Origin of the sequence: Tenggerimyces flavus, assembly GCF_016907715.1 — a bacterium.
In the GTDB taxonomy this organism is placed as follows: domain Bacteria; phylum Actinomycetota; class Actinomycetes; order Propionibacteriales; family Actinopolymorphaceae; genus Tenggerimyces; species Tenggerimyces flavus.
In genome coordinates this window covers 6922216-6946425 of record NZ_JAFBCM010000001.1, presented here as the reverse complement: position 1 = coordinate 6946425, position 24210 = coordinate 6922216, and the positions used below count along the sequence as shown (strand labels likewise).

Here is a 24210-nt window from a genome sequence, read left to right as displayed (position 1 = left end):
CAGCAAGGGAAACCTCCCGACATCATCCGCCACCACAAGAAGCCGAGGGCTCCACAAGAAGCCGCAACACGGCCACAGACCCAAGGCGCAGGCAGGCCTTGCCCGGGACACTGTTCCCGGGGCAGGGGCGGCGCGTATCAAACTGGTGGCCGGGCCGGGGCGAGTCAAGGGCCGCAAAGCGGTCGCGAAGCGACGCCTCTCTCCTCCGCGAAGCGCCCCAGAGAGGCGCCCTTGACGCGCCCCGGACCGGCCACCACACTCGACCGCCGCCACAGCCCGCCCAGCTACTTGCCCAAGCACAGCAGGGCAAAGCAACAACAAGAGCAGAAGACCAGCACGCCCCCAAAGAGGCGGAGGTGAAGAGGATGGGAGTAGCGGGCTAGGACTTGCGGGCGCGGGGGTGAAGTAGTGGTCGCGAGGTGCGCAAGGTGGCCAACCGGCCACCACAATCGACCGCCGCCACAGCCCGACCAGCGAGCCCGACCAAGCACAGCAGGGCAAAGCAACAGCAACAGCAGCACCCGAGCCCCCGCCACGTCGGTGGCCGCCCCTAGGCTCGCGGGGTGAAGATCGGCAGCCCAAGAACGCGGCTCGTCGTCCTCCGCGGCCCGTCCGCGTCCGGGAAGAGCTCGGTCGCCCACGCGCTGCGGATGGCCTGCGAGCGCTCGATGGCGTGGGTCGGCCAGGACGTGCTCCGCCGGACGATCCTGCGCGAGCGGGACGTCCCTGGCGGCATCAACATCGAGCTGATCGAGCACACCGCGCGGTTCGCCCTCGACCGCGGCTATCACGTCGTGGTCGAGGGCATCCTGGACGCGGCCAGGTACGCGGAGATGCTCGATCGGCTCGCCGCCGCCAACAGAGGGCCATCGTTCTTCTACTACTTCGACGTCCCGTTCGACGAGACCGTCCGCCGGCACGCCACCAAGCCAGAGGCGGCCGTGTACGGGCCGGACGTGATGGCCGAGTGGTACCGGGACCGCGACCTGCTCCCGGGCGACCGGGAGCAGGTCATCGACCAGCACAGCGAGCTGGACGCCACCGTCAAGCGGATTCTCGCCGACACCGGCCTACCGCTCGAGCCGGGCCCGGAGCCGATGCCGGCCTGAGCCCAGCTCGCGCGTCCGCCCGTCCGGCAGCACCACCGAGGCCACCGCGTTGACCGGCACCTCGACCGACAGCGTGAACGAGGAGCCGCGCCGCCGCCACGACACGGCTACCCGGCCGCGCACTGTCGACAGCACGACCGAGCCCGACGGCAGCGAAGCGGTCACCGCGGGAGCGACCCGGAACCGAGCCCAGCCAGCGGCCAACGGTTCCACGCCAGCGGCGCGCTCCACCAGCCACTTCACCGGTCCGCTCAACGTCGGGTCCTGCCGCGCCCGCGCGATCGCCTCCCAGCGCTCCCAGAATGTCGTCGCGCCGAGCGACCGCAGATACCCGTACCCCGGGTACGTCTTCTGCCCGAGCACCGCCACCGCCAGGTCCGGCCGCCCGAAGTCCGACAGCGCGTACGGCAATGCGCCCGTGCCCATCGAGCCGGTGTCAAGGTGGCGTTGCTTCGACTCCACGTCGGCCGCCAGCCCGGCGGCAACGCGAGCGACCGACCCCGAAGGCACCAGGCCCAGAGCCAACGGCACCGCGTTGCTGGTTTGCCGGTACGCCGTCGGCACCTCGGTCTCGTAGACACCTGACGACTTCAGGAACGCTGAGTTGAACCGAGCCACCAACGCACGCTCCCGTGCCCGCAACGACGAGGCCACCGAGTCCCTGCCCAGCACCGAGGCCAGCGCGGCGGTGTTCCGGACCGACTTGATCACGTACGCCGTGCCCACGAGCTTCCCGCCCTCGGGTCCGCGCGGGTACGACTGCGGGTTCGGCGGGTACCAGTCGCCGAACGTGTCGTCGGCCAACCCGTCCCGCAGCTGCGACAGCATCCAGTCCACCGACCGCTTCACGCCGTCGAAGTGCCGAGCCACGACCGAACGGTCGCCGTACGTCAGCCAGTACCGCCACACCAGATCCGCGTACACGCTGACGTATCCAGGCGACAGCAGGAACTCCGCCGGCGGCCCACCGAGCGGCGCGACGAGCGGCAGCGCACCGCTCGGCGACTGCGTCGCGGCGATGTCGTCGAGCCAGCGCGCGAACACGCTCGCCATCCCGAACTGGTACAGCAGCGGCGGACCCTGGTTCGTCACCGTCCCGAGCCAGCCCACCTTCGAGAACGGTGACGCGTCGGGGAAACCGTGGATGCTGTTCTTCGCCGTCTGCAGGAACGCGTCCGCGATCCACTGCAGCTCGCGGTGCTCCACCGACAGCTTCATCGTCACGGGCACGTCGCTGCGCACCGGAACGGCAACCAGGTCGAGCGGTTCCGAGACACCGGTCACCTCGACGTACTGGAAGCTCTTGTAGGTGAACGACGGCTCCCACGTCTCGCGACCAGCACCGGAGGCGACGTACTCGTCCACCTGCAAGCGGCCGTTGACGGACGGGTTGTCGTTCCCGCCGGCGATGCCGAGGTACACCCGCCCGTCCGGGCCGAGCTTCTCCCCGGAGAGCAGCCGTATCTTCGCGCCGGCGGGGAGGCGCCCACACAGCCGCACCCACCCGGCGAGCACGCGCCCGAAGTCGTACAGCCGCACGCCCTCAGCCGGGGAAGTCACCCGTACCGGCGATACCGAAGGCTGACGGCGCATCGGCTCCCCGGCGTACGCCACCAGCCGCCCGGCCGGCGCGGGGACGACGGCGGCCCGCCGCCACGAGGCGGCGTCGTAGCCAGCGCGCGTCCAACCCGACAATGCGGCGGCGCGGCGCGCGTCGTACGACTCGCCGGTGTACGGGCCGTCGTACGTCGTCGGGCCGTCGGCCACCGACCAGTCGGGACCCGTACCCACGACCACGCGACGGCCGTCGGACAGGAGAATCTCCAAGCGGGCAAGCAGTTGCGGCTCCGCGATCCAGGCCGCCAGGTTCGCGCCGTCGCTGTCCGGAGCCCGCGTCGAGAAGAAGCCGCGGCCCAGCTCGACGCCGATCGCGTTCGCGCCGCGCCGCAGCAGCGAGGTCACGTCGTGCGTCCGGTAGAGCACCCGCTGGTCGAAGTTCGTCGCACCGGGCTCGAGCACTGCGTCGCCCACGCGCTCGCCGTTGACGTACGCCACCGCGTGCCCCAGCCCCACGACGTACAGCCGCGCCGACTCGACGCGCGCGGGCAGCGCGAACTCCTTGCGGAGAACGGGATCCGCCGGCGGGTCCGGCGGCAGTCCGAACACCCACCGGTCCTCGCCCGGCCGCTCGGCGCCATCGACGTACGCCACGCCGTCCGGATACAGATCCTCGGCCAGCCCCTGCCACGCCACCGACCCTTGTGCGTCGGACAGCTCCAGGTAGTACGTGCCCGGCGCGAGCTCGGGTGAGAACGCGAGCCGGCCGATCGCGTTCCCGTAGTTGTCCGGCGTCAGCCCGGACAGCACCGCGCGCGCCACGACGGCGCCGGAGGGATCGGTGCGGCGCAGTGTCATCGTGCAGCCCGCCGTCCCGACCACGTCGAGGAACACCGACAGCGCGTCGAGCGGCCCCTCCGACACGAACGTCTGGCCGAGCGTGTGGCCCGGCTCGAGCGGAGTGGGGGAGTACTGGCGCGGCGGCAGCACCCGCAGCGGCTTGGGCAGGACGATGCCGGTGCCGATCCACGACGCGCCCCACGCATCAGCGGGAAGGCCGGTCTCGAACCAGGCTGGCTGGCTGTCCGACCCGCTACGTCCGGACTCGTCCCAGACCGAAACGGACCAGTAGTACCGCGACTTTGGTCGCAGTGCGCGCCCGCCGTACGCGACTCCCGTCTGGCCCGGGGACGACACTCGGCCCGAGTCCCACAGGTCCGGCCGGGCCAGAAGTCGTGGCGAGCTCGCCACCCGGATCCGGTACGCGCTCTGCGCCCGGTCCGTGCCGTTCGCCCGGAGCTGCCAGCCGAACGACGGCATCGGAGCGTCGATGCCGAGGGGGTTGGTCAGGTGCTCCGTGGTCAGTCGGACGGGTCGGAGCCGGTCGACGCTCGCTTGTGCCGTGGTCGCGGGCAGCCCGGACAACGCGGCCGCGCCCGCTACGGCGCCGAGGACACCTCGGCGAGTCACCTCAGTCATGCCCTGCAGCCTGCCGATCCGGGGAGCCCGGTACGTACAGCGAGAAGCGGCTTGTGAGCTACCTCCTAGGACGTACGTCGAGTGTCGTAGAAGATGGCTGCATGACCGAGCGCAAGCCGCCCGGCGTCTCGTTCGAGAACTGGGTGGACAAGCAGATCCGCGAGTCCATGGACAACGGCGGGTTCGACAACCTGCCCGGCGCTGGCAAGCCGATCCAGGATCTGGAGCGGCCGTACGACGAGCTGTTCGTCCAGCGCAAGCTCAAGGCGGAGGGTGTGCCCGCCGACGAGCTGTTACCGACGCCGTTGAAGCTGCGCAAGGAGCTCGAGGATCTGCGCGGGCGGGTGGCGAAGCTGCACGCCGAACGTTCGGTCCGCGAGGTCGTCACGGAGCTGAACGACCGCATCCGCGACTGGATCCGGTTCCCGATCGGCGGACCTCCGGTCCATGTGGTCCCGGTCGACATCGAGAAGGTCGTCGAGCAGTGGCGCGAGGACCGTGCGACCCCCGCCGAACCGACCACAGCCGCTCCGAAAGTAGCGGTCCGAAAGCGTTGGTGGCACCGACTTCTGGGTGGGGCCGAGCCCAACGGATAGCCCACCTGGCGGGATATCCGGTGTGGTGATCGGCCAAGCACCCTCCGATCTGGCGATAATGCCCCGGTGGGGGCACGATCGACCTTCATTCACGAGGCTTTGCTGTACGGAGACGTGAGCGAGTTTCTGGCCGGCACGGTGGAGTTCGTTCGCGCTGGTATGAGGGCTGGCGAAGCCGTTCTCGTGGCCCTTCCCGAGCCGAGACTGGGGCTGCTTCGCGAGCAGGTCGGCGACGAGGGCGACGTCCGCTACCTGGACATGGGACAGATCGGCGGCAACCCCGGCCGGATCATTCCGACCGTCCTGCATCCATTCCTCGCCGAGCAGGAGACGCGCGGCGCCCGCGTCCTCGGCGAGCCGATCTGGCCGGGCCGACCCGCGTCGGAGTACTCCGCCGCCGTCCAGCACGAGGCGCTGATCAACCTCGCGTTCGCCGGCCACCACGTCACCATCCGGTGCCCGTACGACACCACCCAACTCGCCAAATTGGTCAAGAACGACGCCGAACGCACCCATCCCGTCATGTTCCACGGCAAATCCGGCCGGCCAAGCACCGCTTACGACGACCCGGCCCGCGTCGCCGTCACGGCCACCGCGAACCTCCCGCCCGCGCCGGCGAACCTGGTCGAGCGCGACTTCGGCGTCGGTGAGCTCGGCGCTGTCCGAAGGTTCGTCCGCGAGCAGGCGAAGAACGCGGGCCTGCCGCAGACGAGGATCGACGACCTGCTGATCGCGGTGAACGAGATCGCGGGCAACACGCTCGCGTACGCCGGTGGCTTCGGCATCCTGCGGACCTGGCAGGCCGACGGCAGCCTGGTCTGCGAGATCCGCGACCACGGCACGATGACCGACCTGCTCGCCGGCCGGCAGATCCCCGGCGCGGACGCCCTCGGAGGGCGCGGGTTGCTGATGGCGAACCAGCTGAGCGACCTCGTTCAGCTGCATCCCGGTCCCGCCGGGACGACGGTCCGGCTGCACTTCCACCTGCCGACCAAAAGATCTTGAAAGAACTCCGCGCGCGGATGTCGAGAACGTCGAGCCGGTCTCTACGTCCGGGGTGAGAGCTGCCCTTGGAACGGGGCGGCGAACCCGAAGGGCATCGACATGAGCACGCAGATCAACGACCTTCGCACCATCGCGATCCCCGTCCGCGACCAGGACAAGGCACTCGAGTTCTACCGGAACACGCTCGGCTTCGAGGTCCGACTGGACGGCGCGTTCGGCGACGGCCGCTGGCTCGAGGTCGCCGCACCGGGCGCGTTGACCTCGATCGCCCTCCTCGCCGACCCCGCCCGCGCGGGCGTCGACACCGGCATCCGCCTCACCACCTCGAGCGCCGACAGCGACCACGCCCACCTGCTCGCGGCCGGCGTCGATGTCGATGCCGAGGTCCTGCGGATGGGCGACTTCGTCCCGCCGATGTTCACCTTCCGCGACGTCGACGGCAACACGCTCGTGATCGTCGAGGTGACCGACCACTGACGATCGCGGTCGGACTACGGGGCCGACTTCCGTACTCAGCACGGATGTTCCCCGAAGCTGGTCGCGGTCGAATGGCTGCCAAGCGGAGAGACGAACTTTCGGAAGGAAGAGACCAATGGCGAAGACCGTGAAGCAGCTGGTGACCGAGGCCAAAGGCCAGATTCGCAACCTGAACGTCGACGAGGTGGCGCGGCAGTTGGAGGGCGCCCCGATGACACTCGTCGACATTCGCGAGCCCGACGAAGTGGCTCGCGACGGGCACATCCCCGGCGCGGTGCTCGCGCCGCGGGGGATGCTCGAGTTCTACGCCGACCCGGAGAGCCCGTACCACCGTGCGGAGCTCAGCCCCGCGGCTCCGACCGTCGTGTACTGCGCCTCCGGCGGCCGCTCGGCGCTCGCCACGGCGGCGTTGCAGAACCTCGGGTACAGCGACGTGGCGCACCTCGACGGCGGGCTGAAGGCCTGGATCGAACAGGGCCGCCCGGTTACCCGTCAGGTGTCCTGACCTCCAGAGGCGTCAGGGGGACGAGGACCCCAGCCGGTGCGACCCGGCCGGGGTCCTCGTACGTTCACCGCGTCCGCTGCAGCATCTGCTCGCGGCGCTTGGCGAGCGCTGAGCCGGACTCGCGGCGCGCCATCCTGCGCAGCACGATCGGCGCGAGAACGAGGCCGGCGATCGCCCAGATTCCCAACACCCCAACGGTTTCCAGCGTCCGCCACGACGAGCCGAGCTCCACCGCGGCCGCGCTGTCCGGCAGCAGCACCGAACGGGCGCCGAGGCCGAGCCAGTAGACCGGGAACACCTGCGCGATCCACTGCACTAACGTCGGCAGCGCGGTCAGCGGATAGAAGATGCCGGAGATCCCGATGACGCCCAGCATCAGCAGATTGGCGAGCCCGGCGTTGCGCGGGTTGTCGAACAGCGAGCCGATCACGAGACCGATCGGCAGCGTGGCGACGATGCCGAGCGCGACGATCCCGGCCAGCCCCACCCACGCGCCGACGCTCCCGATCGCGAGCCCGTCGACGAGGAAGACGCCCGGGATCAGCACGACGAGGAGCGCGATCAGGGTCGTCCCCGCGACCGTGACGATCTTCCCGACAACGTAGCCCTGCATGCCGTTCGGCGTCGCCTTGGCGCGGAGCAGCGTGCCGTCCTCGCGTTCGATCGCGAGCAGCCCCGCGGTCGTGAGCATGCCGTTCGCCGCGATGTTCATGCCGATCACGCTGGGCAGGAACAGCGTGCCGAGGAGCAGCCCACTGGAGCCGAACTCGCTGTCGCGTACGAAGATCAGCACGACCACCATGAGCAGCGGCCAGAACAAAGTCGAGAACAGGTCGCCCGGGCTGGTCAGGGACTGCCGGAACTCGACCAGGCCGCGGTGCCAGCCGGCGCGGTACGCCGCGGTCGTCGCGCTCATGACGCGACCTCCGCCGCGCGAACCCAGGACAGGTAGGTCTCCTCGAGCGTCCGCCGCTCGCCGTCCGCGGCAACCTGGCGGGTGAGCTCGTCGACGGTGCCGTTCGCCATGATGCGGCCGCCCTTCAGGATCATGATCCGGTCGGCGAGCTTCTCCGCTTCGTCCAGATCGTGCGTGGTGAGCAGGATCGTGGTCGCCTGGATCGTCGCGAGCTCACGGACGAGCTCGTGGAAGTCGTACCGAGCCTCCGGGTCGAAGCCCGCCGTCGGCTCGTCGAGGAACAGCAGGTCCGGACGCCCGACGATGCCGATCGCGACGTCCAGTCGCCGTCGCTGACCGCCGGACAGCCGCATGATCTTCTGCCCTGCTTGCCTGGTCAGCCCCACCGCGGCGACCAGCTCGTCCGGATCCCACGGCCGGCGTACGGTGTCGGAGGAGTACGCGGTGTAGAACGAGCCCAGGTGTGCCAGCAGCTCGCGGACGCGCCACTTGCCGTGGTCGCGCCACGACTGCAGCACGATCCCGAGCCGGGCTCGCCAGGCCTCGTCCCCGTGCGCGGGATCGACGCCGAGCACCTCGACGCGGCCCGCCGAGCGCATCCGGAAGCCCTCGAGGATCTCGATCGTCGTGCTCTTTCCGGCACCGTTCGGCCCGAGCAAGGCGAGGACTTCGCCCTTCTGTACTTGGAAAGTCACGTCGTGCAGAACGTCGTACGAGCCGTACCGCATGCGCAGCCCCTCGACGTCGATCACAGCGTTCATCGTCGTCCCCTCAGACATCGACGCGGCGGATCAGGATGTCGCCGCGGTGCGTCCGTGCGCGGATCTCGACGGTGGCCTCGGACTCTTCCGGTCCGTCCATCACCGTCAAGGCGTTGTTGACAGTGCCGACGTTCGTGGCGGCGTCGAACCAGACTGCGACACCGTCGCTGACGCCGACCTCGAGCTCGCCGTCGGCGGTCTCCATCGTGATCGAGCCGCTGCTCACCTCGCCGATCCGGATGTCGCCGAGGTTCGACTTCGCGACGACGTCCGCCTGGGCACGGTCGACCGTGATCTCGCCCGACGCGGTCACGCGCAGCGCGCCGGTGACCTCGGCGACCGTCGCGGTGCCGTGGTCGCTCTGGACCCTGGCGTCGCCGTCGACGAAGCCCACCCGGACAGTGCCGATCGACGACGTGACCTCGGCGTCGCCGTCGACGTGGTCGACAGTCAGCTTGCCGCCGCCGGTACGCGCCTGGAGCGGGCCGGTGTGATCGAGATCGAGGTTGCCGTAGTAGGTGGTGAACCGGCATTCGCCGAGCCGGCCCTCGGTGTGGAAGCCGCCGTGCGCGGAGTCCGCGACGACCTTGGAGTCGTTCGGGAGCTCGATGGTCAGGTCGACCGAGCCGTCGGTGCCGAACCAGTTGGCCTGCCTCGAACCGAGGACCAGCAGGTTGCGGCCGGTGAGCGTGATCTCCGTCTTCGCCGCCGCCTTGACGTCGAGCGAGCGGCTCGGGTCGGACGGCGTCACCTCGACGATTGTGTCGGCGCGGTCGGTGGCGACCAGTCGTACGTTGGCGACCGAGGCGCCGAAGTCGAGCTGGACGGAGATCGGGTCCGGGGTGTCGAACGTGGTCATCGTCGCCTCCTACCGGGCCCAGCCGGACTGGTGGTCGCCGCCGCGGGGAGCGCGGCGGATCGGTCGGCGGCTCTCCCGGTTCAACGTCGCGGAGACGGAACGGACGAGCCACGCGTTGACCGACATGCCCTCGCGGCCCGCGGCCTCCTCGATCCGGCTCTTGAGCTGCTCCGGAGGCCGGAAGTTGATCCGGGCGGTGGCGCCATCGTCCGCCGTCGTTGGCGCCACGTACTCCTCGTCGGCCGGCGGAACGGGGGAGGAGGTGACGACGAAGCTCGGGTCGAGGCCACTGAGCCGCAGCTCGACCGAGCCGGCCGGGAGGTCCCGGCTGATCTCCTGGGCAGCGCTCGACAACGCCTTCAACAGCACCAGTCTCACCGAGGACTCCAGCGGCGCGACCAGCCGTTCGGCGATCGCCTCGGCCTCGGCGCCACCTACCGCGGCGTTCACCATGAGCTCGCGGCGCAGGCTCGCTACATACGATTCCAACTCCATGGCGCCATTCTGGCGCCAGATGGCGTCATAGGCAACCCGAAACTTCCATCTCAAAGTGATCAGTTGGTGAGCACTTTGACCGGAAGACTGGTCTCACCCACCGAGAGAGGAACCGAAATGTTGCGAGGACTCACCACCGTCAGCTTCTACGCCGACGACCTGACCGCCGCCAAGCAGTGGTACTCGGAGTTCCTCGGCGTCGACGCGTACTACGCGTACCCGCCGGAGAGCCCCGCGTACGTCGAGTTCCGGATCGGCGACTACGAGCACGAGCTCGGCATCATCGACGGCAAGTACCGCGTGCACCCCGCGACCGAGCAGGCCGCCGGCGAGATCGTCTACTGGCACGTCGACGACCTGCAGGCCACGCTCGACCGGCTGATCGAGCTCGGCGCCACGCTGCACGACAAGATCACTCCGCGCGGCGCGGCCGGCGACTTCATCACCGCCTCGGTCGTCGACCCGTTCGGCAACGTCCTCGGCATCATGTCGAACCCGCACTACCTGCAGATCCTGGCGCGCGGGCCGCAGGGCTGACCGAGGGCTGGCTGACCGCCCAGCGGCTGCCCAGCGTTTGTCCAGCGTGGACAGGGACTCTGGTCGGAGACACGTCCGACCAGAGGGGCCGTCATGTCGATGCGAGCGGGGTCCGCGCCGGTCACGGCGCGGAAGTGGAGGGCGGTGCGAGCCGTCGAAGCGGCCTGCGGTCGCGGCGAGGAGCTGCTCCGGTCTGGGCGGTACGGCCAGGCTCGGCGCGTGTTCGTCGCCGCCCTCCGGATCGCCGAGACCGACCTCGGCGACGATGCGCGCGAGCTCGTACGGATCCTCAACGGGCTCGGGCTCGTCGGCAAGTACAGCGGCGACTTCACCGGCTCGGAGCTCGCGTACCGCCGCGCGCTCCGGCTGGCTCGCGCGGACCAACCGGACGTCCGCGCGAGCCTGCTGCACAACATCGCCGGCGTCCTGCACGCCCGCGGCGACTCCGCGGCGGCCGAGCCGATCGCGCGCGAGGGCATCGCGCTGAGAGGTCCCGGCGTCAACCTCGACCGGACCGCCGACGAGGCGGCCCTCGCCGCGATCCTGATCGACCTCAGCCGGCTCACCGACGCCCGCGAGCTCCTGGCCCGGGTGCTCGTCGCGTATGAACGCGCGTACGGCGACGAGCATTACGAGCTCGGCGTCACGCTGCACAACCTCGGCTCACTGGAGTTCCGGCTCGGTCACCACGCCGAGGCCGCCGGGCTCCTCGATCGCGCGGTCCGGCTCAAGGAGGCGCACCTCGGTCCGTACGACCCGGACCTCGCGATCACGCTGCACAACCTCGGCTGCTGCCAGGCGGTTCTCGGGCAGGGGCACGCGGCGGTGACCTCGTTCCGCCGCGCCCTCGGCCTGCTGCGAGGCAACGTCGCGGCAGACCATCCAACTATGCGGTCGTGCGAGCGGCGCCTCGCCGAGCTGGCGTTCAGTCCCACCAGAAGAACCAGCCGTTGAGGTCGGCGATCCTTCCGGCGTAGCTCTCGAGCGTCGTGGACCTCGACTCGTGATCATGTACGTGATCGTGAAGCGGAGCCGTCGTATACGCCCGGTTTACCTTCATGATCACGTACATGATCACCGCGCAGCGGGGGTTAGCGGTGATCTGGCGGCGGTGTTGTCATCGATCCAGAAAGTGTTATCGTTGATATCGTGGACATGAGATCAGCGATCATCGAGGCCGCCGCCAGGCTGCTGGCCGAGTCGCCGACCGGGGACATCTCGACCCGGGCGGTCGGCGAGGCGGCGGGTGTGCAGCAGCCCGTTCTGTACCGGCACTTCGGCGACAAGGACGCGCTGCTCGCGGCCGTCGTCGACCACGGCTTCGAGCGGTACCTCGAGTCGAAGCGCGGCGCGACCAGCTCCGGTGACCCCGTCGCCGATCTGCGGGCGGGCTGGGACAACCACGCCGAGTTCGCGCTCGCGCACCCGAGCTCCTACCGGCTGATGTTCTCGCCGACGCTCCGCAAGACGCCGGAGGCGGCGTACGAGATGCACCGGCTGCTGCTCGGCATCCTCCACCGTATCGCCGAGCAGGGCAGGCTCAAGGTCCCGCCCGAGACCGCCGCGCAGCTCGTGATGTCCGCCAACACCGGCGTCTCGCTGTCGTTGATCACCCGCCCCGAGCTCTATCCCGACCGCTCGATCTCGCGCACCGTGCGCGACGCGGTGTTCGCGACCGTCCTGACCGATCACGTCGAGCCGGCCAGCAAGGAGAACGCCCAGGCCGCCGCTGCGACGACCCTGCTCGCGAGCAAGCTCGACAAGTTCACGCCCGCCGAGGCGGGGCTGCTCAAGGAGTGGCTCGAACGCCTCACCACGACGAGCAAGCCTTAGCAACAAGGAGAAACTCACCATGACCGAGACCACGCATGCCCGCGTCGCCCTCGTCACCGGCGGATCCGGTGGCATCGGCCGAGCCGTCGCCGAATGCCTCGCCCAAGACGGCCAGCGAGTCGCCGTGCACTACGCCGGCAACCAGACGAGGGCCGAGGAGACCGTCCAGGCGATCGAGGCAGCCGGCGGCAGGGCCATCGCGGTCGGCGGAGACGTCGCCGACGAGAACGAGATGGCCGCCGCGTTCGACCAGACAGAGCAGGCGTTCGGCGGCATCGACGTCGTCGTCAACACCGCCGGTCTCATGGTGCTCGGCCCGCTGGCGACGTTCGACCTCGACGACCTGGACCGCATGCACCGCACCAACATCCGCGGGACGTTCGTCGTCTCCCAGCAGGCGGCCCGGCGCGTCCGGAACGGCGGCGCGATCGTCAACTTCTCCACCTCGGTGTCGAAGCTGCAGTTCCCCGGCTACGCCGCCTACGCGGCGAGCAAGGGCGCGGTGAACGCGATGACGCTCATCCTCGCCCGCGAGCTCCGCGGGCGGGACATCACCGTCAATGCCGTGGCGCCCGGCCCGACCGCGACGAAGCTGTTCCTCGACGGCAAGGACCAGGCCGACATCGACAACCTCGCGAAGGCGCCGCCGCTCGAGCGTCTCGGCACCCCCGACGACATCGCCGAAGTCGTCGCGTTCCTCGCCGGCCCGGGCCGCTGGGTCAACGGCCAGATCCTGTACGCCAACGGCGGGATCATCTAGCCCAGCAAGCGAACGGCAGCAAGCTGCCACCTACCGACGGCCAGCCGAACAGACCTTGACGCGCCGCCGTCGCCAACTCATGCTCCGAGCAGCCGGTGCGGACCGGTGAACGATTGAAACGTTCCAACATCGGAGGGGTCATGGGGCGCACCCTGCTCGCGCTGGCGGCCGTGGTCACCACGCTCGTGCTGGCCGCCGCCTGTTCCCCCTCCAGTAGCGCGGTGACCTCGCCTGACATTCGCGTGGCTACCGTCGACGGACTCCCTGTCGTTGTGGGCGAGCTGCAGCGCGAGCTGCGCCGTTCGAGGGGCGCGATCTCCGCGGACCAGGCGCTGCGCCGGATCGTGGAGATCAAGGTGCAGCAGGCCAGGATGCTGCGCGAAGGCGTCATCCAGACCGCGGACTACAGCAGCTACCTCGGCGGCGCGGAGAAGGAGAACGCGAGGCGGAAAGCCGCACTCCACAAGGGGGAAGCGGTATACGGCCCCACCGAGCTCGAGCCCGACTACTACTTCGGCTACCGCTTCGACACCGAGGTCGTCGCGCTCAAGGAGCGCCTCGCGGCCCGTGAGCTGCGCCCCGCCGAGGCCGACCTCCGCGCGTTCCACGAGTCCGTCAAGACGCACTTGACGGACTTCGAGCAGAACAAGGAACGGATCCACGCGCTCTGGCTCGACCAGGAGTACCGAGCACTGATCCAAGCCTGGGTCCGGCAAGCCGAGGTTGACATCGACCACGAGGTCCTCGACCGGATCCCCCTCCAGTGACGCCCACGAGAATGGAGTCGACGATGAGGCGAATGGCCGCTGTTCTCGCCTTGCTCCTCGCGGCAACGGCATGGATGCTGGCAGCACCTCCCGCGAACGCGGCGCCGGCGACGTACTACCTCGACGCCACCAACGGCAACGACACGAACAACGGCACCTCGCCGAGCACGCCTTGGCGCTCGCTGCAGAAGGCCAATGCGACGACGTTCCAACCCGGCGACGCCCTGCTGCTGAAGGCCGGCGCGGTCTGGAACGGCCAGCTCTGGCCGAAGGGCTCGGGGACCAGCGCCGCGCGGATCCGGATCGACAGGTACGGCGACGGTCCCAAGCCGCTGATCCATGGCGGCGGCGACATCCAGGGCACGGTCCAACTGCTGAACCAGCCGTACTGGGAGGTCCGCAACCTCGAGGTGACCAACAACCGAAGCGACGGAGCGAGGGAGACGCTGGTCGGCATCAAGGCGCACAACAACGGCGGTGGCCGGCTCGACGGCATCACGATCGCGGGCAACACCATCCACGACGTGCGCGGCTACCAGTCGGGCTTCTACGGCCAGAACGGCGGCATCGCGGTCGTCTCCGACATGAACGGCTCGTACTGGAACGGCGTCCGTATCGAGAACAACACCATCCGCACCGTCGACCGGATCGGCATCTTCGTCGGACCTGCCATCCAGACCGGCAACGCCGCGTTCTGGCAGTCGTTGCCACACACGAACGACGTCGTCATCCAGAACAACACGGTCGACGACTCCGGCGGCGACGGCATCCTCAACTTCATCACGTCCAACACTGTGGTCCAGCACAACGTCGTCTCCAACAGCGGCGGCCGCGCGCACAACCGCGACTCCGACCACACCGGCTACTGGAACACCGCGTCCGCCGGCATCTGGAGCGCCATCGCCACCAACACGCTGATCCAGTTCAACGAGGTCTACAACGACATCGCGGTCAACGACGGCCAGGGGTACGACATCGACCTGGGCAGCCGATCGACGTACGTGCAGTACAACTACAGCCACAACAACCTCGGCGGGTTCGTGCTGCTGTGCGAGATCGCCGACCAGGGCGTCGACATCGACGACGCGCGCGTCCGGTTCAACATCTCGCAGAACGACAAGCGGGGCGTCATCACCCTCTGCGGCGACTACCCCAAGGGACCGGACCGTCCCGACATCAACAACAACACGATCTACCTCGGGCCCGGATCGACCGCGGCGGTGATGCGCCGCTACTCCGGCGAGCCGGCGTTCGGCCGGGCGTACGTCTACAACAACATCTTCTACACCCTTGGCAACAACAGCTACCTGCCGCTGCCCGACACCGTCTTCGACTACAACACCTTCTACGGCAAGCACCACGCGAGCGAGCCGGTCGGCGGACATCGGTCGACGGCCGATCCGCTGCTCGTCGCGCCCGGGTCCGGGTACCTCGGTCGGGACACGGTCGACGGTTACAAGCTCGCCACCGGGTCGCCCGCGTTGGGTAGTGGTACGAACACCGGCGTCCTCGGCGACCGCGACTACTGGGGCAACCCCGTCGGCTCCGGCGCCCCGAACCGCGGCGCGTACAACGGCCCGGGCGTCGCGCCCGGCCCGGTCAACCACGCCTTCAACGCCAGGGTCACGTCGTCCAGCTCCGTGGAGTGCTGCTCGTTCCACCGGCCCCACCTGGTGGACGGTTCGCGCAACAGCATTCCCCAGGAGTCGGGCGGATTCTCCAGCGCGTTGGGGAACTTCAACCAGCACGAGGAGTGGGTGGCGGTGCGGTTCGCCGCCCGTCGTACGTTCTCGTCGGTCGTGCTCTACCCGCGCAACGATCCCGGCACCGTGGGCCGTGGATTCCCGCAGCACTTCCACATCCAGGTCTGGGACGGTGCCCAGTGGCTGACCCGCAAGACGGTCACCGGCGGCGGGTCGCCGAGCACGCCTCAGACGTACAGCTGGGGGTTCTCCGACACCACCGACCAGGTCAGGATCATCACCGACCGGACCGACGGGCTCCAGCTCACCAGCGAGGGCTACGTCCTCCAGCTCGCCGAGGTGGAAGTGCGCCCTTAAGCGTGCGGCGGGGCTAGAGTCCCACCGGTGAGCTCGATCGTGATGGGCCCGCTGCTGCGGTACGTCGACGAGACGACCGCCGCGGTCTGGGTGGAGACCAGTGAGTCGTGCACGGTGCGGGTGCTCGACACCGAGACGCCGACGTTCACCGTGCACGGCCACCACTACGCGCTCGTCGAACTCACCGGCCTGACGCTAGGCACCAACGTCCCGTACACGATGGCGCTGAACGGCGAGCAGGTCTGGCCCGAGCCCGGCTCGACGATGCCCGCATCGACGATCCGCACGCTCGATCCCGCGTCGGACCGGTTGCGGCTGGTGTTCGGGTCGTGCCGGCGGAGCGTTCCGCACGACGCCAGGCACAACCGGACGTACGGGTTCGACGTGCTGCGGGCGTACGCACGCCGGCTCGCGACCGCGCCGGAGGAGGACTGGCCGACTGCCGTTCTCCTCCTCGGCGACCAGGTCTACGCGGACGCGACCTCGCAGCCGATGCAGGACTTCCTCAAGGCGCGCCGGAACGTCAATGAGCCACCAGGCATGGAGATCGCGGACTTCGAGGAGTACACCGAGCTCTACCGGCTCGCGTTCTCCGAGCAGTGGATCCGCTGGCTGCTCTCGACGGTCCCGTCCGCGATGATCTTCGACGACCACGACATCCGCGACGACTGGAACACCTCGCGCGTCTGGCGGCAGCAGATGGCACGCAAGCCCTGGTGGCGCAAGCGCGTGACCGGCGGGCTCGGGACGTACTGGCTGTACCAACACCTCGGCAACCTCTCGCCGGCCGAACGCGCGGAAGACGAGGTGTACAACGCGCTGCGCCGGGGCGACGGGGACATCGGGCACGTCCTGGACGAGTTCGCGTACGAGGCCGACCGGAACCCGACCAGCAACCGGTGGAGCTACACGCGCGACTTCGGCCGGGTGCGGTTGGTGATGGTCGACTCCCGGTGCGCGCGCGAGCTGACGCCCAAGCGGCGCAGCATGCTGGACGAGAACGAGTGGAGCTGGCTCGCCGACAAGGTCCACTCCTCAGGAGGCAAGGACCATCTGCTGATCGGGACCTCGCTGCCGTACCTGCTGCCGGTCGGCCTGCACCACATCGAGTCCTGGAACGAGGCCGTCGCCGAAGGGCACTGGGGCCGGAACCTGACGCGGTTCGGCGAGTCCGTACGGCAGAGTGTCGACTTGGAGCACTGGGCAGCGTTCGGCAGCTCGTTCGATCGGCTGGCCGACCTCGTGACCGACGCGGCGACCGCTCCGGACAGTCCCGCGACGGTGACGTTCCTGTCCGGGGATGTGCATTTCTCCTACGCCGCAAGGGCATCCTTCCCCAGCGAGTCGACGGCGAACAGCCGGATCTGGCAGCTGGTGTGCTCGCCGATCCGCAACCCGCTGGCTCGGGCCGTGCGCTTCCTCAGCGGGTTCGCGGCGATCGGGCTGGCCAAGTTGATCGGTCGTGGCCTCGCCTGGTCGGCACGCGTACCGTCGCCGCACCTGGACTGGTCGCTGGAGTCCGGGCCACGGTTCGAGAACGCGCTCGCGACGCTCGAGCTGAACGGTCGCTCGGCCTCGGCGCGGTGGGAGACGGCGAGCGCGGACGAGGACGACCAGCCCCAGTTGACCGAACTCGCCTCGATCGACCTGTAGTCGCCCGGTCGGATCCTCGGTCGCGTCATCCGGAGGACACCTTGGCCCCGTAGCCTGCCGGCCATGAGCGATCCGCATCCCCGGCGACGCGTCGGGGCACTGGACGCCGAGGTCAGCTACGTCGAGGTCGGTACGGGCGGGCCCGTGGTCTTCCTGCACGGCAATCCGACCTCGTCCTACCTGTGGCGCAACGTGATTCCGTACCTCGCGTCGACGAACCGCGTCCTCGCGCCGGACCTCGTCGGCATGGGCGACTCGTCGCCATCGCCGCGCGGCGGGTACACCCTCGCCGACCACATCGCGTACCTCGACGCCTGGTTCGAGGCGGTCGATGCCACGCGCGACGTCGTGCTCGTCGCGCACGACTGGGGCTCGGCGATCGCGTTCGACCGCATCGCCCGCCATCCCGAGCAGATCGCCGCGGTGGCCACGGATCGAGCTCGCGCGTTCTGTCGTACCTGGCCTCACCACCAGGAGGTGACGGTCCCGGGCATCCACTTCCTCCCGGAGGACTCGCCGCACGAGATCGGTGCGGCGTTGGCTTCGTTCGTGGCGACCGTCATCGGGGAACCAGGACGTCGGTGAGCTCGGCGCGGGAGCGGATGCCGAGCTTCGGGTAGGCCTTGTACAGGTGGTACGCCACCGTGCGCGGGCTGAGGAAGAGCTGCGCCGCGATGTCGCGGTTGGCCATCCCGGAGGCCGCGAGCTCGGCGATCTGCAGCTCCTGTGGCGTCAGCCCGCCGGCATCGGCCGACGTCGTACGGAGGCGGGTCGATCCGTCGACCGCGGCGAGCTCGCCGGCGGCGCGATCGGCCCACGGTCTCGCGTCGATCCCTTCGAACACCTCGCGAGCGTTGAGGAGTTGGTGCCTGGCGTCGGCCTTGCGGCGGGCGCGGCGCAGCCATTCGCCGTACAGCAAGGTGGTCCGGGCGCGATCGAAGGGCCGTTCGTCGAGCGGGTGAGCTGCCAATGCCGCGACGTACAGGTCCTCCGCCGAGTCGTCGGCCGCAAGCAGGGCTTGACACCGCAACACCAACGCGTCGGTCCACGGTTCGTCCATCACCACCGCCCAGGTCGCGCATCGCCGCATCGCCTCGGCGGCCTCGTTCGCCCGGCCCATCCGGACCGCGGCCTCGACGAAGTCGGGCACGCTGCGCTGGACCGAGGACAGGTGCCGGACGGGTCCACGCTGCACTCCGGCGAGTTGCTCGTAGGCCTCGGCGATCCGGCCGAGCCCGAGCTCGAGGAGGCCGAGGGCGGCGCGAGCCTGGGTGCCGGTCGCACGCTCGTCGCCCGGCGTACCCGGACCGAGGCCGGCGAGCTCGAGGCAACGCGCCTCGTCACCCTGGATCGCCGCCAGGTACGCCAACGCGGAGCTCGCGTACGCCGCCCACAACTCCTGACCGGTGTCGCGCCCCAGCGTGACCGCCTCGGTGCCGCTGATGAGCGCGTCCCGATACCTTCCGAGGACGACCTGGCACAGGCTCAACTGGGCGAGTGCCGAGGGAAGGACCGCGACAGCACCACGTTGCCGGGCGTCTCGGATGAGCTCGGCTGCGATGTCCGCCGCGGTCTGGTCCCGGTTCACCATCACCGCGAAGCTCATCACCTCGACCAGTGCGTGCGGTCCACGTTCCCTCGCGACCTCGGCTGCTCGCGCGATCAGCGGATCCAGGTCGGGGTGGTCGCTCCGGTCGCTGCCGGTGGCTGCCAGCGCGGCCCATTTCGCCAACCAGGCAACGGCATCCAACGCCGACCCCGGCGGCGTCAACGCGGCAAGGTGATCCACCGTCGAGACGAGCAGGACGGGGTCGGTGGGCATCGACCAGACGGTGTGGACGGCGGTGAGGCCCAGCCAGAACGCACGTTCCGGGTCACGTGCCGCCATCGCGTCGCTGGCCGACAGGAGGTGGGCGTGGGCTCCGTGCAGGTCGCGGGCCACGAACTCGGCCCGGCCGGCGATCTCGAGCAGCCGTGCGCGCTGCAGTTCGTCGCCGGTCGTCGGGAGCGTCTGCAGCGCTGTGACGTTGGCCCATTCGACCCGGCCCGCCGTGACCGCGGCCTCCGCGGCGTCGGTCAGGCGACGAACGGACTCGTCCGCGTCGGTCGACAACTCAGCGGCCCTGGCCCAGGCCGACGACGCCGCACCGTGGGCACCTCGGGCCGTCGCTCGCCTGCCCGCCTGCTCCAGCGCGTCCGCGATCGCGTCGTTGGGTCCGATCGTCGCCGCGGCCAGATGCCACGCTCGCCTGTCCTCGTCGCCCGTCACTGCGGCCAGGACGCGGTGCGACTCGAGCCGATCGGCCAGCGACCCACCGTGGTACGCGGCGGAACGCAGCAGCGGGTGCCGGAAGATCAGCGCGCCCTGCGTGACCCGGACCAGCCCGGCGGACTCGGCAGCGCTCAGGTCGGCGATCGACGTACCGACCGCCGGAGCCGCTCGGTGGATGGTCGCGAGGTCACCGGTGTCGTCGGCCGCCGCGAGGGTCAGGAACCTGCGCGTACCGGACGGGAGGGCCTCGAGCTGACGCCCGAACGCCTGCCGCAGCCGATCGGTCAGCGGCACCGGCCCGTCGTACGACATCGGACCGGCGGCAGCCAGCTCGCGCAACGCCAACGGGTTGCCCTCGGTCGACGCGACCAACTCCGAACGGGCGACTCCCGCGACGCCGAGATCGTCGAGCAGCAGCGCGGCCTCGTCGGCCGGGAGGCCGGCGAGCTCGAGCTCCGGGAGCCCCGCCGCATCTGGTGCGCCGGGTTCGTTCCGGGTGGCGATCAGGACGCCGACCGCCTCGTGCTCCAGCCTGCGCGCGGCGAACATCCACGCGTCCAACGACGCCCGGTCGAGCCAGTGCGCGTCGTCGACCAGCACCAGCAGCGGCGACTGTTCTGCCGCCTCGGCCAGCAGCGACAACACCGCGGCGCCGATCATGAACCGGTCGAGGGCCGCCTCGCCGAGACCGAACGCCCCCGACAACGCCCGCCGCTGCGGCTCGGCCAACGCCGGCAGCTGGTCGAGGACCGGCCGGAGCGCCTGGTGCAGTCCGGCGAACGGCACCTGACTCTCCGACTCGTAGCCCGCGCACCGCAGCACCCGTACGTCCTCGCTTTCCAGCGCGTACTCCAACAGGGCGGTCTTGCCGATCCCGGGCTCCCCGCGCAACACCAGCACGCCACCTACCGCGCGCCGGATCTGTTCCAGGAGGGCGTCGATGGCGGCACATTCAGCCTGCCGGCCACGAAGCATGACGGCGACACTATCTGCGTAGCGGTCCCGCGAGTACTGATATCGATGCGGATTCCTCGTCCGCGCGATCTCCCTAGCGTCGAGGCATGTCCCACCCGGTCGTGCACTTCGAGATCGTCGGCGGCAACGCCGCGGCGTTACACGCCTACTACGCCCAGTTGTTCGGCTGGAGGATCGAGCCCGGCGGCCCTGCCGGCTACGGCGTGGTGCGGCCGGGTGGGCCGGACGGCATTACCGGAGGAATCGGCTCCGGTGACGGCGGCAGCCGGCACGTCACGGTGTACGTCGAGGTGCCCGATGTCGGGGCAGCCCTGGACCGCGCCGAGGAGTTGGGCGGCCGGCGGATCTTCGGCCCGGACACCGTGCCGGGCACCAACCTCGAGCTGGGCCAGTTCGCCGATCCCGAAGGTCATGTGATCGGCCTCCAAGCTTCTCCTACTGACGGGATCAGATCATGAGTACTGCTAGTCCCCGAGCGGGGTGGCGGGAATGGCTGGGGCTGGCCGTACTCGGCGTGCCCACGTTCCTCGTCACGATGGACTTCTCCGTGCTGTACCTGGCCGTTCCGCGGCTCACCGCCGACCTCGCGCCGAGCGGCATCCAGCAGCTGTGGATCGTGGACATCTACGGTTTCCTGATCGCCGGCCTGCTGGTCACCATGGGCACCCTCGGCGACCGGATCGGCCGGAAGCGGCTTTTGCTCATTGGCGCAGCGGCGTTCGGCGTCGCCTCGGTTGCGGCGGCGTTCTCCACCAGTCCGGAGCTGCTCATCGCCAGCCGGGCGCTGCTCGGCGTGGCGGGTGCCGCGGTGACGCCGTCGGTGCTGGCGCTGGTCACCGGCATGTTCACCGACTCCAGGCAACGCGGCCGTGCGCTCGCGATCTATCTGGCCTGCTTCATGAGCGGTGCGACGCTCGGCCCGCTGGTCGGTGGGGTGTTGCTCGAGTACTTCTGGTGGGGGTCGGTGTTCCTGGTGTCCGTGCCGGGGATCGTGCTGCTGCTGGTGTTCGGGCCGTTCCTGCTCCCCGACTACCGTGCGCCTTCGGTGGGCAAGCTGGATCCGGTCAGTGTCGTGCTGTCGCTCGCGGCGATCCTGCCGTTCGTGTACGGGCTCAAGCAGCTGGCCCGCAACGGGTTCGAGTGGTTCCCGGCCGTGGCGTTGGCGTTCGGCCTCGCGGCAGCGCTCGTGTTCGTGCGGCGGCAGCGGCGCCTCGAGCACCCGCTGCTGGACCTGCGGATGTTCGGCAACCGTACGTTCAGCTCCGCGCTGACCCTGATGTTCATGACCGCGCTGGTCGGTGCGGCCACCATGTTGCTGGTCACGCTGTACCTGCAGAACGTCGTCAACCTCTCGCCACTCGCCGCGGGCATGCTGCTGTTGGTGCCGAACGTGGTGATGATCATCGGCAACCTGACCACGCCAGCGGTGGCGAACCGCATTCGTCCGGCGTACCTGATCGCGGGCGGCCTGACCGTCGCGGGCGTCGGGTACGTGATGTTCACGCTGGCCGACTCGACATCGGGGCCCGTGCCGATCTTCGTCGCGATGTGCGTCGTCATGCTCGGCACCGCACCGCTGGCCGCGCTCTGCAACCACCTCGCGATGAGCGCCGTGCCGGCGGAGAAGGCCGGCTCCGGGGCGTCGATCGTGCAGACCAGCGCCGAGTTCGGCCTCGGGCTCGGCATCGCCACCCTGGCCACGCTCGGGACCGCGGTGTATCGGAACAACGTGGACGGCACGCTCGGCGCGCTCCCTCGCGAGGCCGCCGACGCGGCGCGGGAGAGCATCGACCGCGCGGTCGCGGCCGCTGGTCAGCTGCCCGCCGAGCAGGCCGGCGCCCTGCTGGCCTCGGCCCGTGACGCGTTCACCTCCGGGCTGCACGTGGTGGGCATCGTGAGCGCGATCGTCTACGCCGTTCTCGCCGTGCTCACCATCCGCGCGTTCCGGCACGTACGGAACTCGCAAGGCGGCGTGGACGCCGCCACTGTGTCCACCGAGTCCACCGATGAACGAGAGAAGGTCACCGCATGACCATTCGCCCCGCCGATGCGTCCCGTCCTCCGGTTGTGGATCGGGCGACGTTCCAGGCCGAGCTCGATCGGTTGCAGGTACGGGAGAAGGCTCACACCCGCGAGGGTGACGCGATCGCCGCGGCTCGGCGTCGGTTGCCGATGGTGGAGGTCGACGCTTCGACGCCGTTGGTCGGAGCGAACGGCGCGGTGTCGTTGGTCGATGTCTTCGAGGGCCGGACGCTGTTGGTGGCGTACTACCACATGTGGCATCCCGGTAGGCCGGCTGCGGAGCAGTGCGAGGGGTGCACGTTCAACTCCTCGAACGTGACCGAGTTGAACTATCTGCACTCCCGTGACGTGAGCTACGCGGTCTTCTGCGAGGGCCCGTACGAGGAGGCGTCGCGGTATCGGGAGTTCATGGGCTACCCGGCTCCTTGGTACTCGGTGCCGCCGGAGTCGGTGGCGAAGCTGGTCCCGCATTTCGGCATCCTCGCGGCCTATCTCCGCGACGGAGACCGTGTCTTCGAGACCTGGTGGACGACCGCCCGGGGCGACGAGGCGATGGACCCGTCGTACGCGCTACTGGACCGGACCGTGTACGGCCGGCAGGAGGCCTGGGAGGACTCGCCCGAGGGTTGGCCGCAGGGCTGGCCCGCCGGCGGCGGCCAGTTCCGCGTCAATGGGAAGGGACGCCCCATCGCCCAGGTCTCCCGCATCGAGGAAGGCCGTGACGACGACCTCGGCCCGCTGCCCGAAGGCTGGACCGCCTGCCCCTGCGAACTGCACCACGATCAAGAAGACTTGAGGAGCTCGTCATGACCGCGACGTACACATTCGACATCCTCTGCAGCCTCGACGGCTTCGGCTCGTACAACGAGAACGGCGACTGGGGCGGCTACTGGGGCAAGGCGGGCCCGGAGTTCCTCGACCGCCGGCTCGCTCAGTACAACGAGGAGCAGCGGCTGGTCTTCGGGGCCAACACCTTTCGGATGATGGCCGAGACCGATCCCGCCCTGGTGACCGACGCGGTGAACACCCGGATGCGGAACCTGCCCACGACCGTGGTGTCGAGGACCCTGCAGGGGCCGATCGACTGGCCGGACCTGACCCTCGTGAACGGTGACGCCGTCGACATCGTCGCCCAGCTCAAGAAGGAGTCCGACGTACCGCTGCGCTCGCACGGCAGCGTGTCGATGAACCGGTCGCTGATGGCCGCCGGGCTGGTCGACCGCGTGCAGGTGACGATCTTCCCGGTGATCACGGGGCAGACCGGGATCGACCCGATCTTCGCCGGTGCGGCCGACTTCGACCTCGAACTGCTCGAGCAGCGGACGCTCGACGGCCACACCCAGGAGCTCACCTACCGGCCCACCCTGCACGGTTGAGGATCCCTTACGCCTAAGGCCATGTCTCTCAAGGTAGCGTCGGTCATCGCGCGCGTAGCGCGATGGCGCGCGGCCCCAAGCGTCGCGGTCGCCTTACCCGGCCAGTGATCCCTCTACCTGGCGTCCACCCCACGTAAAGCGGCCAATGATCATGTAAACATGATCATTGGCCCCAGGGCGGGGCGGGCCGGACCGG

At 69.6% G+C, this 24210-nt stretch carries 23 protein-coding genes; 17 read left to right on the top strand and 6 right to left on the bottom strand.

The annotated features are described in order from the left end of the window. The first annotated feature begins 563 nt into the window (after window positions 1-563). The gene (locus tag JOD67_RS32440) at window positions 564-1109 is read left to right on the top strand and encodes an AAA family ATPase (protein WP_307782634.1); all 546 of its coding nucleotides are present in this window, start codon (window positions 564-566) and stop codon (window positions 1107-1109) included. Here the strand turns inward: JOD67_RS32440 and JOD67_RS32435 are convergent. Continuing rightward, window positions 1071-4145 (bottom strand): alpha-L-rhamnosidase, encoded by a 3075-nt coding sequence (locus JOD67_RS32435; protein ID WP_205121504.1) that lies wholly within the window; start codon window positions 4143-4145, stop codon window positions 1071-1073. The genes JOD67_RS32440 and JOD67_RS32435 overlap by 39 nt on opposite strands. Window positions 4146-4246: 101 nt before the next feature. On the opposite strand from JOD67_RS32435, the gene JOD67_RS32430 reads away from it, so the two are divergent. The 4 genes from JOD67_RS32430 to JOD67_RS32415 all read left to right on the top strand — a co-directional run bounded on the left by JOD67_RS32430 (window position 4247) and on the right by JOD67_RS32415 (window position 6728). After that, window positions 4247-4741: a DnaJ family domain-containing protein gene (locus JOD67_RS32430; protein ID WP_205121503.1), complete on the top strand. Its 495-nt coding sequence runs from the start codon at window positions 4247-4249 to the stop codon at window positions 4739-4741. Between the two features lie 66 nt (window positions 4742-4807). Next, a complete protein-coding gene (locus tag JOD67_RS32425; protein ID WP_307782633.1) occupies window positions 4808-5746 on the top strand; it encodes an anti-sigma factor RsbA family regulatory protein in 939 nt (312 codons plus the stop codon). Window positions 5747-5845: 99 nt separating this feature from the next. Beyond that, entirely contained in the window at window positions 5846-6223 is a 378-nt protein-coding gene (locus tag JOD67_RS32420) for a VOC family protein (protein ID WP_205121501.1), read from the top strand. A gap of 115 nt (window positions 6224-6338) precedes the next feature. Beyond that, the gene (locus JOD67_RS32415; protein ID WP_205121500.1) at window positions 6339-6728 is read left to right on the top strand and encodes a rhodanese-like domain-containing protein; all 390 of its coding nucleotides are present in this window, start codon (window positions 6339-6341) and stop codon (window positions 6726-6728) included. A gap of 64 nt (window positions 6729-6792) precedes the next feature. Here JOD67_RS32415 and JOD67_RS32410 read toward each other — a convergent pair whose 3' ends face one another. From JOD67_RS32410 to JOD67_RS32395, 4 genes are read right to left on the bottom strand one after another with little or no spacing between them, the layout of a single operon-like run. Then, complete coding sequence (locus tag JOD67_RS32410) at window positions 6793-7644, bottom strand: ABC transporter permease (protein WP_205121499.1); 852 nt, start codon at window positions 7642-7644, stop codon at window positions 6793-6795. Further along, the gene (locus JOD67_RS32405) at window positions 7641-8405 is read right to left on the bottom strand and encodes an ABC transporter ATP-binding protein (RefSeq protein ID WP_239554134.1); all 765 of its coding nucleotides are present in this window, start codon (window positions 8403-8405) and stop codon (window positions 7641-7643) included. The genes JOD67_RS32410 and JOD67_RS32405 overlap by 4 nt, the downstream gene beginning before the upstream one ends. 10 nt (window positions 8406-8415) lie before the next feature. Then, window positions 8416-9264, bottom strand: coding sequence for a DUF4097 family beta strand repeat-containing protein (locus JOD67_RS32400; protein ID WP_205121497.1), 849 nt, complete (start codon window positions 9262-9264; stop codon window positions 8416-8418). A 9-nt stretch (window positions 9265-9273) separates the two neighbouring features. Continuing rightward, entirely contained in the window at window positions 9274-9759 is a 486-nt protein-coding gene (locus JOD67_RS32395) for a hypothetical protein (protein ID WP_205121496.1), read from the bottom strand. Window positions 9760-9876: 117 nt separating this feature from the next. Between JOD67_RS32395 and JOD67_RS32390 the strand changes: the two genes are divergently transcribed. The 8 genes from JOD67_RS32390 to JOD67_RS32355 all read left to right on the top strand — a co-directional run bounded on the left by JOD67_RS32390 (window position 9877) and on the right by JOD67_RS32355 (window position 17954). Then, on the top strand, window positions 9877-10296 hold the full coding sequence (locus JOD67_RS32390) for a VOC family protein (protein ID WP_205121495.1): 420 nt from the start codon (window positions 9877-9879) through the stop codon (window positions 10294-10296). 93 nt (window positions 10297-10389) lie between these two features. Further along, window positions 10390-11250 (top strand): tetratricopeptide repeat protein, encoded by an 861-nt coding sequence (locus JOD67_RS32385; protein WP_205121494.1) that lies wholly within the window; start codon window positions 10390-10392, stop codon window positions 11248-11250. Between the two features lie 201 nt (window positions 11251-11451). Beyond that, window positions 11452-12129: a TetR/AcrR family transcriptional regulator gene (locus JOD67_RS32380; RefSeq protein ID WP_239556105.1), complete on the top strand. Its 678-nt coding sequence runs from the start codon at window positions 11452-11454 to the stop codon at window positions 12127-12129. Between the two features lie 19 nt (window positions 12130-12148). After that, window positions 12149-12889, top strand: coding sequence for an SDR family oxidoreductase (locus tag JOD67_RS32375; protein WP_205121492.1), 741 nt, complete (start codon window positions 12149-12151; stop codon window positions 12887-12889). A 140-nt stretch (window positions 12890-13029) separates the two neighbouring features. Beyond that, window positions 13030-13656, top strand: coding sequence for a hypothetical protein (locus JOD67_RS32370; protein WP_205121491.1), 627 nt, complete (start codon window positions 13030-13032; stop codon window positions 13654-13656). A 32-nt stretch (window positions 13657-13688) separates the two neighbouring features. Continuing rightward, window positions 13689-15716: a right-handed parallel beta-helix repeat-containing protein gene (locus tag JOD67_RS32365; protein ID WP_205121490.1), complete on the top strand. Its 2028-nt coding sequence runs from the start codon at window positions 13689-13691 to the stop codon at window positions 15714-15716. 27 nt (window positions 15717-15743) lie between these two features. Next, window positions 15744-17369 carry an alkaline phosphatase D family protein gene (locus tag JOD67_RS32360; RefSeq protein WP_205121489.1) on the top strand — a complete coding sequence of 542 codons (1626 nt, stop codon included), beginning with the start codon at window positions 15744-15746 and terminating at the stop codon, window positions 17367-17369. 63 nt (window positions 17370-17432) lie between these two features. Beyond that, on the top strand, window positions 17433-17954 hold the full coding sequence (locus JOD67_RS32355) for an alpha/beta fold hydrolase (protein ID WP_205121488.1): 522 nt from the start codon (window positions 17433-17435) through the stop codon (window positions 17952-17954). On the opposite strand, the gene JOD67_RS32350 is transcribed toward JOD67_RS32355, so the two are convergent. After that, window positions 17929-20616, bottom strand: coding sequence for a helix-turn-helix transcriptional regulator (locus tag JOD67_RS32350; RefSeq protein ID WP_205121487.1), 2688 nt, complete (start codon window positions 20614-20616; stop codon window positions 17929-17931). The genes JOD67_RS32355 and JOD67_RS32350 overlap by 26 nt on opposite strands. Window positions 20617-20702: 86 nt before the next feature. Between JOD67_RS32350 and JOD67_RS32345 the strand changes: the two genes are divergently transcribed. From JOD67_RS32345 to JOD67_RS32330, 4 genes are read left to right on the top strand one after another with little or no spacing between them, the layout of a single operon-like run. Then, entirely contained in the window at window positions 20703-21074 is a 372-nt protein-coding gene (locus tag JOD67_RS32345) for a VOC family protein (protein WP_205121486.1), read from the top strand. Continuing rightward, window positions 21071-22648 carry an MFS transporter gene (locus JOD67_RS32340; protein WP_205121485.1) on the top strand — a complete coding sequence of 526 codons (1578 nt, stop codon included), beginning with the start codon at window positions 21071-21073 and terminating at the stop codon, window positions 22646-22648. The genes JOD67_RS32345 and JOD67_RS32340 overlap by 4 nt, the downstream gene beginning before the upstream one ends. Continuing rightward, window positions 22645-23448 (top strand): DUF899 family protein, encoded by an 804-nt coding sequence (locus JOD67_RS32335; protein ID WP_205121484.1) that lies wholly within the window; start codon window positions 22645-22647, stop codon window positions 23446-23448. Before JOD67_RS32340 ends, JOD67_RS32335 begins: the two co-directional genes overlap by 4 nt. Next, window positions 23445-24014, top strand: coding sequence for a dihydrofolate reductase family protein (locus tag JOD67_RS32330; RefSeq protein WP_205121483.1), 570 nt, complete (start codon window positions 23445-23447; stop codon window positions 24012-24014). Before JOD67_RS32335 ends, JOD67_RS32330 begins: the two co-directional genes overlap by 4 nt. Window positions 24015-24210: the final 196 nt, after the last annotated feature.